The organism is Stenotrophomonas sp. YJH_SMC_119 (assembly GCF_059368315.1).
Map to the genome: position 1 here is coordinate 268,892 of NZ_JCAFRP010000006.1, position 8,513 is coordinate 277,404.

An 8,513-nucleotide genomic window follows, 5' to 3' on the forward strand; every position below is an offset into this window, starting at 1 on the left:
ACGGGAATCAGCATCCCGCCACCGTCACTGGCCGCGGCGCCTGGCCGACCCCATGCATGGGGGATCCTGTGACGGAAAAACGCCTGATGATCCCGTTGTCGATCCTTGACCTGGCCCCGGTCTGCGAGGGCAGTGACACCACCGCCGCTTTCGCCAACATGCTGGAACTGGCCCAGCACGCCGATGCGCTGGGCTACCGCCGCTACTGGCTGGCCGAACACCACAACATGCCGGGCATTGCCAGCGCGGCCACCGCCGTGCTGATCGGCCACGTGGCGGGTGGCACAAAGCGCATCCGCGTTGGTGCCGGCGGCATCATGCTGCCCAACCATGCCCCGCTGCAGGTGGCCGAGCAGTTCGGCACGCTGGCTTCGCTGTATCCGGACCGCATCGACCTCGGCCTGGGCCGTGCACCCGGTACCGACCAGCCGACCGCGCGTGCGCTGCGCCGCTACTTCGACAGCGCCGACCAGTTCCCGCAGGACGTGCGCGAGCTGCTGCATTACTTCGAGCCGGTACAACCCGGACAGGCGGTGCAGGCGGTTCCGGGTGGCGGCCTGCGGGTGCCGACCTGGATCCTCGGTTCGAGCCTGTTCGGTGCGCGCATGGCCGCCTCGATGGGCCTGCCGTATGCGTTCGCCTCGCACTTCGCACCCGACGCGATGGATGAAGCCGTTGCTGTATACCGGCGCGAGTTCCGCCCCTCGGCCACGCTGAAGCAGCCGCACGCGATGCTGGCCCTGAACGTCGTTGCCAGCGACAGCGAAACCGAATCGCGGCGCCTGTTCACCAGCCAGCAGCAGAGTTTCGTGAACCTGCGTCGCGGCCGACCGGGCAAGATTCCGGCACCGATCGACGACATCGAGTCCTTCTGGGAGCCGCACGAAAAACCGGGCGTGGAGCGGGCGCTGGCCTGCACCGTGCTGGGCGATCCGCAGCAGGTGGCGGAGGGCATCGCCGCGTTCGTCGAACGGCACAAGCCCGACGAGCTGATGCTCACCGCCAACCTGTACGACCACCGCGCGCGCCTGCGCTCGTTCGAACTGACCATGCAGGCCTGGCACGCCCGCCACGCGGGCTGAACAATTGCGTCACGGCCCATTGCGGCCGAACCGCGTCTGATGGGGGCTCATATCGAAGGAGCCCCCACATGGCCGACACCCGTGCCGAACACATCGCCCAGCTGGCCGAACTGATCAAGGACGTGGAGGTGGCGATGTTCACCACCACCGGCGTCGATGGCCGCCTCTACAGCCGGCCGTTGGCCACCCAGCAGGTCGCCTTCGACGGTGACCTGTGGTTCGTGATCACCGGCGACAGCCCCAAGGTGGCCGAGATCGCGCTCGACCCGCGGGTCAACGTGGCGTATGCCTCGCCCTCGAAGAACACCTATGTGTCGGTGGCGGGGCGGGCACGCGTGGTCGATGATCGCGCGAAGATCGAGGAGCTGTGGTCACCGGCGATGAAGCTGTTCTTCCCCGGTGGCAAGGATGACCCCAACCTTCGCCTGATCCATGTGCGCGCCGACAGTGCCGAGTACTGGGACGGTCCGGGCACGCTGCTGGGCAAGGCGTTGACGTTCGTGCTGTCGGCGGTGCAGGACGAACCGGCGGCGCTGGCCGACAACGGTTTCATTGATCTTCGGTGATGACCGATGTCCGGTATTGGTAGTGCCGGCCGCTGGCCGGCAGCCCTGGAAACGTGGCAGCCGGCCAGCGGCCGGCTCTACCGGATTCCGGATCAGAACCAGCGCTGGAACAGCTCCACCGTATAACCCACCAGCTGCCCCGAACTGAAACCGAAGAACGCGATCGCTGCCACGGCGGCAATCCAGTTGAACAGCATCAGCGCGCCATCGCGTTCCAGCAGCGCCAGCGAGAACAGCAGCAGCTGGAAGCCGAACAGGAAATTGGTGAAGGGAATCGGCAACGACAGCAGCAGGCCCAGCAGCACCAGCAGCAGGCCGGTGAAGGCGTGCGCCATCAGCGGTGTCAGCAGTTGCGGCAGGCGGGGTTTCAGCATCTTGTCCAGGCGCCGCAGCGGGCGGTCGATGCGGTCCAGGAAACGATGCATGGTGCCGCGCTTCGGCCCGCGGCGGGCAATGAAGCCGGGCAGCCAGGGCCGGCGCAGGCAGAACAGCATCTGCAGGCCGATCAGGACCACCAGTGGGCCGCTGACCGCGCCGCCCATGCCCGGGATCGGGATGAACGACGGCAGGATCGCCACGAACAGGAACACGCCGAACGCGCTCTGCTGCAGGTTGCCGAGGATCTGGCCCAGCGGCATGTGCTCGGCGGGATCGCCAGAGGCGAACATCTCCAGCAGGGTACGGATGCCCTCGTTACGGTAGGCCGGGCGCTCGTCGCCCGGACCCTTGCCGGGCTCAGGCGGTGAGCTCATCGGCCTGCTCGTCTGACAACGTGCGCAGCAGCAGCTTGTCCACGCGCGCACCATCCAGGTCAACCACTTCGAAGCGCCAGCCCGCCCAGTCGAAGTACTCGCCTGCGTGCGGAATGCGGCCGAAGTAATGGATGCACATGCCGGCCAGCGTGTAGTAGTCGCCGTCCTCGGCGTCGGGCAGGTCGTTGCTGCCGATCAGTTCGCGCACGTCTTCGATCGGCAGCGAGCCGTCCACCAGCAGCGAGCCGTCTTCGCGGGTCACCACCAGCGCGTCCTCGTCGGCGTTCTCCACCGCCTGCAGGCGGCCGACCACCGCGCCCATCAGGTCGCTGATGGTCACCAGGCCCTGGATCTCGCCGTACTCGTCCACCACCAGTGCCATCGACTGCTGTTCCTCGCGGAAGATTTCCAGCAGCTTCATCGCGTGGGTCGATTCGGAGACGTACAGGGGTTCGCGCAGGGTCTGGAACAGCGCGTTGTCACCGCGCGCCATGCGCGTGGCCAGCGATTTCAGTTCGAGCACGCCGACCACGTCCATGTCGTTGTCGCGGTACACTGGGTACCGGGAGAACTCGTGTTCGGCCATGATTTCCAGGTTGCGCTCCAGCCCGGCCTGGGTATCCAGCCACGCGATGCGGTTGCGCGGGGTCATCAGGCTGTCGGCGGTGCGGTCGCCCAGGCGCATGACGCGGTTCATCATGTCGCGCTCGTGGGCATCGATCACGCCGGCCTCGTGGCTTTCGGCGACCAGCATGCGGATCTCTTCTTCGGTCACCGAGGCGACTTCATCCTTGCCCAGGCCGAACAGGCGCAGCACCAGCTGGGTGGTCCTGGACAGCAGCCAGACGAAGGGCAGGGCGAGCTTGGCCAGCCAGCTCATCGGCATCGCGACCAGGCCCGCAATGGCCTCCGAACGGGTCAGCGCCAGGCGCTTGGGCACCAGTTCGCCGAAGATCAGCGTAATGAAGGTGATCAGGCTGACCGCCAGCGCGGTACCGATGTTGCCGGCATAGGCGAAGCCCGGCATCAGGCCCTGGATCCAGCCGGCGAAGGCTTCGCCCAGCGCTTCGCCGCCGAGGTAGCCGGTCAGCACGCCGATCACAGTGATGCCGATCTGCACGGTGGACAGGAAGCTCTCCGGCTTCTCGGACAGCTCCAGCGCCTTGGCCGCGCGCTTGGAGGTGGCGGCCATCTGCTTCAGGCGGCTCTTGCGCGAGGTCATGACCGACATCTCGGACATGGCGAAGAAGCCGTTCAGCAGAACAAGCGCGAAGACAATCAGGATCATTTCAAACACGGGCGTCGTCCCCGGTTGGTGGCAGGGAGGGCGGGTGCTTGCGATGGCGGCAGGCGCTCAGGAACGGGGTCCGGCGCGGCGCTGGGGGATAAGGGTCGTCGTCCATAGGATGCGCCCGAAGGCGCGCTGGCATCTTAGCAAAGGGGCGTGGCAGGGTGGCAACCGCCTGTTCAGGTTCGGGGTTCCAAGCCCCGGAAAGGGGGCGGGGATACCCGAGATGGTCATCTAGCCGTCATAATTCCGTCTGGTGCCGTCCTTCCCGCGACGGCTGACAGGTTTCTCAATGTTCTCTCTGCAGACCATTTTCGGTTCCGGCAAACAGTTCTACACCCTGCTCGATGAGGCCGCCGTCGCGGCCTCCGACGCCGCCAAGGCGCTGCATTCCATGCTGCGCGAGGCCGACCGCCAGCCCGCGCTGGACGCCTTCAAGCTGGCCCGCCTGCGCGAGCGCGCGGCCTCGGACAAGATCAGCCAGGCGCTGGTGGACAGCTTCATGACCCCGATCGAGCGCGAAGACATCGAAGCGCTGGGCTCGGCCCTGTACAAGATCCCCAAGCAGATCGAGAAGTTCGCCGATCGCTATTCGCTGGCCACGACCCACCTGGAGCACATCGACTTCGCGCCGCGCGCGGCGATGCTGGAACAGGCCGCCGGCGTGGTGGTGGAGATGGTGGCCGACCTGCGCCACATGAACCTGGACCGGATGACCGCGCTGAACGAGAAGCTGCGCTCGCTGGAAAACGAGGCCGACCGCCTGATGCTCGAGCTGTACCGCGACATCTATTCCGGCCGCCTGGACAACCTGCAGATGTTCCTGCTGAAGGAATTCTTCGAGATCCTGGAAAAGGCCATCGACCGTTGCCGCGAGGCCGGCGTGGTTGCGTATCAGATCGTGTTGAAGAACAGCTGACGGACGCCGCCGCATGTTGACCCTTGTCCTGGTGGTGATCCTGGCCGCACTCGTCTTCGAGTTCATCAACGGCTTCCACGACACCGCCAATTCCATTGCCACCGTGGTCGCGACCAAGGTGCTCTCGCCCGGCTGGGCGGTGATGCTGGCCGCCTTCATGAACCTCATCGGTGCGCTGACCGGCACCGCGGTGGCGCTGACCATCGCTTCGGGCCTGCTCAACACCAACGTGGTCGAGGTCACCCCGCAGGTGATCCTGTGCGCGCTGCTGGGCGGCATCATCTGGAACCTGATCACCTGGTGGAAGGGCCTGCCGTCCTCGTCCTCGCATGCGCTGATCGGTGGCCTCTGCGGCGCCGGCCTGGCGGCCGCCCACAACAACTGGGACGCGCTGATCTGGTCCGAGCGCCTGGGCAGCTGGGCGCAGAACAAGGGCCTGCTGTGGAAGGTGTTCGTGCCGATGATCACCTCGCCGATCGCCGGTTTCCTGCTCGGCATCGTGGTGATGGTGCTGCTGTGGGGCCTGATCGCCGGCCTGGCCAGGATCGGTGGCGCCATCGGTCGCCTGGCCCGCCCGCGCATCGTCAATGCCTTCTTCGGCAAGGCCCAGATCGCCTCGGCGGCCTACATGGGCTTCGCCCACGGCCACAATGATGCGCAGAAGACCATGGGCATCATCGCCATGACCCTGATCGGTGCCGAGGCCACCGGCGCACTGGATGACCTGCCGTCCTGGCTGGCCTTCATGCACCCGGACGCGCACGCCGGTGACGGCATCGCGATGTGGATCGTGCTGACCTGTGCGGTAGTGATGGCTGCCGGTACCGCCTCGGGCGGCTGGAAGATCATCAAGACCCTGGGCCACAAGATGGTCAAGCTGCACCCGATCCACGGCTTCGCCGCGGAGACCAGCTCGGCCACCATCCTGACCCTGGCCGCCCACTTCGGCATGCCGGTCTCGACCACGCACAGCATCTCCACCGCGATCATGGGCGTCGGCTTCGCCAAGAACCCGCGCTCGCTGAAGTTCGGCGTGATCGAACGCATCGTCTGGGCCTGGATCCTGACCATCCCGGCAGCCGGCGGCTGTGCGTACCTGATCCTGAAGCTGTTCGAGCTGTTCGGCTGGACCTGATCGCCACGCCAGGGTTGCAAACGAAAAAGCCCGCCGGTATCCGGCGGGCTTTTTTCATGGGCAAAGAATTTTCCGCACACATCGTGTCGACCAAGGTCGACACCTACCAGAGCAGAAGCAGGGATCCGATCCCGTGCCGACCAACGGTCGGCACCCACCAACAGCAGCAGGAACCTGTCAGCGGCGGGGTGGGGTGGATATGCAGGACCGTTGGCGCCATGGATGGCGCCATCGAGCCCCCATGGACGGGTTTACGGCGTGTCCTGCATATCCACCCCACCTTGCCAGCCCCCAGGAAGCCCGCTTTTGCAGTGGCAGTGGCCGTGGCAGTCAGCGGGTGCCGGGCCGCAGGCCCGGCCGAACCCCTCAATTACGCTGGAACAGCGCCTGCACATCCTTGCGGAACGCCGCCTGGCTGTCCGTCCGGCTGTAGAACATGTGCCCGCCCGGATAGCTCCGCACCTGCACCCGGTCCGGGTTGCTGCCCATCGCCGGCATCTGGTCCACCGTCAGGATCGAGCCCATGAACGGGCACGACAGGTCGTTCCAGCCATGCACGATCAGCACCTGCAGATGCGGATCGATCGCCACCGCCTGGCGCAGCTGGGTCACCGCACCCTGGCGCAGCTCGCCGTTGCGGTCCCACATACGATTCACGTCGTAGTTCAGCGCCTGGTAGCGTGCATCCACCTTCCAGCCAACCACGCGCGTCACGAAGTCGACCATCGCCGTGGTGGTTGGCGCGATGATGCTGTCCAGCAGCGGATCATTGGCGCGCTGCTCCGGGTCATTCGGGAATGGATCGAACGCGGTCACATTGGAGTCGTAGCGGCTGCCCAGCGTGCCCTTGTCGCGGAATACTTCGCGCAGGTAGGCCTGGGTTTCAAGACGGCCACCGGCACGGCGCACGAACTGCGGGTCAAGCCCGGTCAGCTCGGTCACCCGGCGCAGCATCGCCTCGGTGGCCTGCGGATCGCTGCGGCCCTTCATCAACGCGGTGGCGTAATCGCCACGGGTGTACTCCACCACCTCGCGCATTGCCGCGTCGGTGAGCCTGCCCTGGCGCTCCAGGTGCGCCGCGGCGATCGACGGCAGCGTCTGCATCCATGCCATCGGCGAGACGTCGGCGTTGTCTTCCAGCGTCGGGCTCAGGTACGGCGAGACCAGTACCAGGCCGTTCATCGCCACGCCCAGCCGGGTCTGCAGGAAATGGGTGATGCGCGGGCCGCGATAGCCGCCGTAGCTCTCGCCGGTCAGGTACTTGCGTGACGCCATGCGCTGGTTGCGCAGCAGCCAGTCGTAGATCGAGCGCGACAGGTACTCGATGTCGGCGCCGGGGTTGTACAGCTGCTTCTTCGCCTCGTCATCGCCGATGCGCGCGCGGCTGAAACCGGTGCCGACCGGGTCGATGAATACCAGGTCGGTGAAATCCAGCCAGGTGCCCGGGTTGTCATGCAGGGTCGCGGGCGCCGAGGCGCTGTCGCCTTCCGAACCGAAGGTGACCACCTTGGGCCCGATCGCGCCCATGTTGAGGTACACCGACGAGGCACCAGGGCCGCCATTGAGCGCGAACGTCACCGGCCGGTCCTTGCCCGGCATCGTGTACGCAGTGAACACCACATCGGCGATGACCTTGCCCTTCTCATCGCGCACCGGCAGGGTGCCGACGGTGGCGGTGTAGTCCAGGGTGCGGCCGGCCAGGCGCATGCTCTGGCGCGCCGACGCATCGGCGGGCAGCGCAGGCGCGTCGGTCCTGTCGTCTTTCGAATCGGGCTTGGTGTCAGCGGCGGGCGCGGCCAGCACGCTGGTGGGGGCGATGAGCAGGCCGACGCAGAGCGCGGCAGTGTGCAGCAGGGACTTCATGGCACCGGATCGGCAGCGGAAGGGGGTTCCGATGCTAGGCCGGTGGAGTGCCATGCCGTATGTGTCCAAAGGCATGGCCACGTTCTGCAGCGGCTTGCGGCCAGATTGGATCAAACGGGCAGGGTGGCTGCCGCTTCGTCGTTGGCCAGCAGGCCATAGACGGCCGAGTCCGAAAGCTCGCCCTGGATGCGCCAGCGCTGGCGCAGCACCCCCTCGCGGTGGAAGCCGAGGCGGTCAAGCACATGTGCCGAGGGTACGTTGCGTGGATCGATCTCGGCTTCGATGCGGTGCAGGTGCAGGGTGTGGAACAGATAGCCCAGCATCTGCTGCAGGGCCTCATGCATGTAGCCCTGGCCCTGGCGGTCGGGCGCCAGCAGATAGCCGATCTCGGCCCGCATGGCCTCACGATCAATGGCGAATGCGACGCAGACGCCCAGCAGTGGGCCGTTGGGTGATTCGCGCAAGGCCAGCTTCAACTGGGTGCCGATCGCGTGCGCGGCAAGGTCGTCGTCGATCTGTTCGCGGGCTTCGGCCGGTCGTGTCCAGGCCGGATGGTTCCACCAGCGCATCACGTCCGGATTGGATTGCAGCGCGAACAGCGCGGCCGCGTCGTCACGGCGGATCGGGCTCAGCACCAACCGCGCGCTGTGCAGCGGCAGGGCGGGAAACAGCAGCGAGTGGCTGGCCAATACGATGGTCCACACGGGTGGACGCGCATTATGCCGCCGCCGGGTTTGCCGATGGCGGCGTAATGCCAAGGGCGCATGAGCCGGTAATGGCGGGCGCTGGCCGGCAGGCGAGGGTGGCGGCCAGCGGCCGGCACTACCCGGCAACCCGGTCAGAGCCCCTTGCCCCGCAAAGGGGTCAAGGCGGGTCGGAGGCATGGCGACCTTATCAGGTGCTATTAT

The 8,513-nt window shown here is 66.5% G+C and carries 8 protein-coding genes; 4 read left to right on the forward strand and 4 right to left on the reverse strand.

The window, feature by feature from the left end; translation table 11 throughout:
• Window positions 1-86: 86 nt before the first annotated feature.
• Both AC5P6S_RS12035 and AC5P6S_RS12040 read left to right on the forward strand, forming a co-directional pair.
• Window positions 87-1,082 (forward strand): LLM class flavin-dependent oxidoreductase, encoded by a 996-nt coding sequence (locus AC5P6S_RS12035; RefSeq protein ID WP_043034337.1) that lies wholly within the window; start codon window positions 87-89, stop codon window positions 1,080-1,082.
• A 68-nt stretch (window positions 1,083-1,150) separates the two neighbouring features.
• On the forward strand, window positions 1,151-1,648 hold the full coding sequence (locus AC5P6S_RS12040; protein ID WP_005412916.1) for a pyridoxamine 5'-phosphate oxidase family protein: 498 nt from the start codon (window positions 1,151-1,153) through the stop codon (window positions 1,646-1,648).
• 92 nt (window positions 1,649-1,740) lie between these two features.
• Here the strand turns inward: AC5P6S_RS12040 and AC5P6S_RS12045 are convergent, their stop codons facing one another.
• Window positions 1,741-2,400: an exopolysaccharide biosynthesis protein gene (locus AC5P6S_RS12045; RefSeq protein ID WP_049449166.1), complete on the reverse strand. Its 660-nt coding sequence runs from the start codon at window positions 2,398-2,400 to the stop codon at window positions 1,741-1,743.
• A complete protein-coding gene (locus AC5P6S_RS12050; protein ID WP_032966609.1) occupies window positions 2,384-3,688 on the reverse strand; it encodes a hemolysin family protein in 1,305 nt (434 codons plus the stop codon). The genes AC5P6S_RS12045 and AC5P6S_RS12050 overlap by 17 nt, the downstream gene beginning before the upstream one ends.
• 292 nt (window positions 3,689-3,980) lie before the next feature.
• On the opposite strand from AC5P6S_RS12050, the gene AC5P6S_RS12055 reads away from it, so the two are divergent.
• Both AC5P6S_RS12055 and AC5P6S_RS12060 read left to right on the forward strand, forming a co-directional pair.
• Complete coding sequence (locus AC5P6S_RS12055) at window positions 3,981-4,607, forward strand: DUF47 domain-containing protein (protein WP_004152833.1); 627 nt, start codon at window positions 3,981-3,983, stop codon at window positions 4,605-4,607.
• A 13-nt stretch (window positions 4,608-4,620) separates the two neighbouring features.
• On the forward strand, window positions 4,621-5,742 hold the full coding sequence (locus AC5P6S_RS12060) for an inorganic phosphate transporter (RefSeq protein ID WP_005408993.1): 1,122 nt from the start codon (window positions 4,621-4,623) through the stop codon (window positions 5,740-5,742).
• Between the two features lie 366 nt (window positions 5,743-6,108).
• Here the strand turns inward: AC5P6S_RS12060 and AC5P6S_RS12065 are convergent, their stop codons facing one another.
• Window positions 6,109-7,605, reverse strand: a complete 1,497-nt coding sequence (locus AC5P6S_RS12065) for a S10 family peptidase (protein WP_005412919.1) — start codon at window positions 7,603-7,605, stop codon at window positions 6,109-6,111.
• A gap of 110 nt (window positions 7,606-7,715) precedes the next feature.
• Entirely contained in the window at window positions 7,716-8,294 is a 579-nt protein-coding gene (locus AC5P6S_RS12070; protein ID WP_012479721.1) for a GNAT family N-acetyltransferase, read from the reverse strand.
• Window positions 8,295-8,513: the final 219 nt, after the last annotated feature.

Bases quoted from the DNA above. Each gene is read 5' to 3' on its own strand.
- AC5P6S_RS12060 (WP_005408993.1), top strand. From the start codon at position 4,621: ATGTTGACCCTTGTCCTGGTGGTGATCCTGGCCGCACTCGTCTTCGAG.
- AC5P6S_RS12065 (WP_005412919.1), bottom strand. From the start codon at position 7,605: ATGAAGTCCCTGCTGCACACTGCCGCGCTCTGCGTCGGCCTGCTCATC.
- AC5P6S_RS12035 (WP_043034337.1), top strand. From the start codon at position 87: ATGATCCCGTTGTCGATCCTTGACCTGGCCCCGGTCTGCGAGGGCAGT.
- AC5P6S_RS12045 (WP_049449166.1), bottom strand. From the start codon at position 2,400: ATGAGCTCACCGCCTGAGCCCGGCAAGGGTCCGGGCGACGAGCGCCCG.
- AC5P6S_RS12040 (WP_005412916.1), top strand. From the start codon at position 1,151: ATGGCCGACACCCGTGCCGAACACATCGCCCAGCTGGCCGAACTGATC.
- AC5P6S_RS12050 (WP_032966609.1), bottom strand. From the start codon at position 3,688: ATGATCCTGATTGTCTTCGCGCTTGTTCTGCTGAACGGCTTCTTCGCC.
- AC5P6S_RS12055 (WP_004152833.1), top strand. From the start codon at position 3,981: ATGTTCTCTCTGCAGACCATTTTCGGTTCCGGCAAACAGTTCTACACC.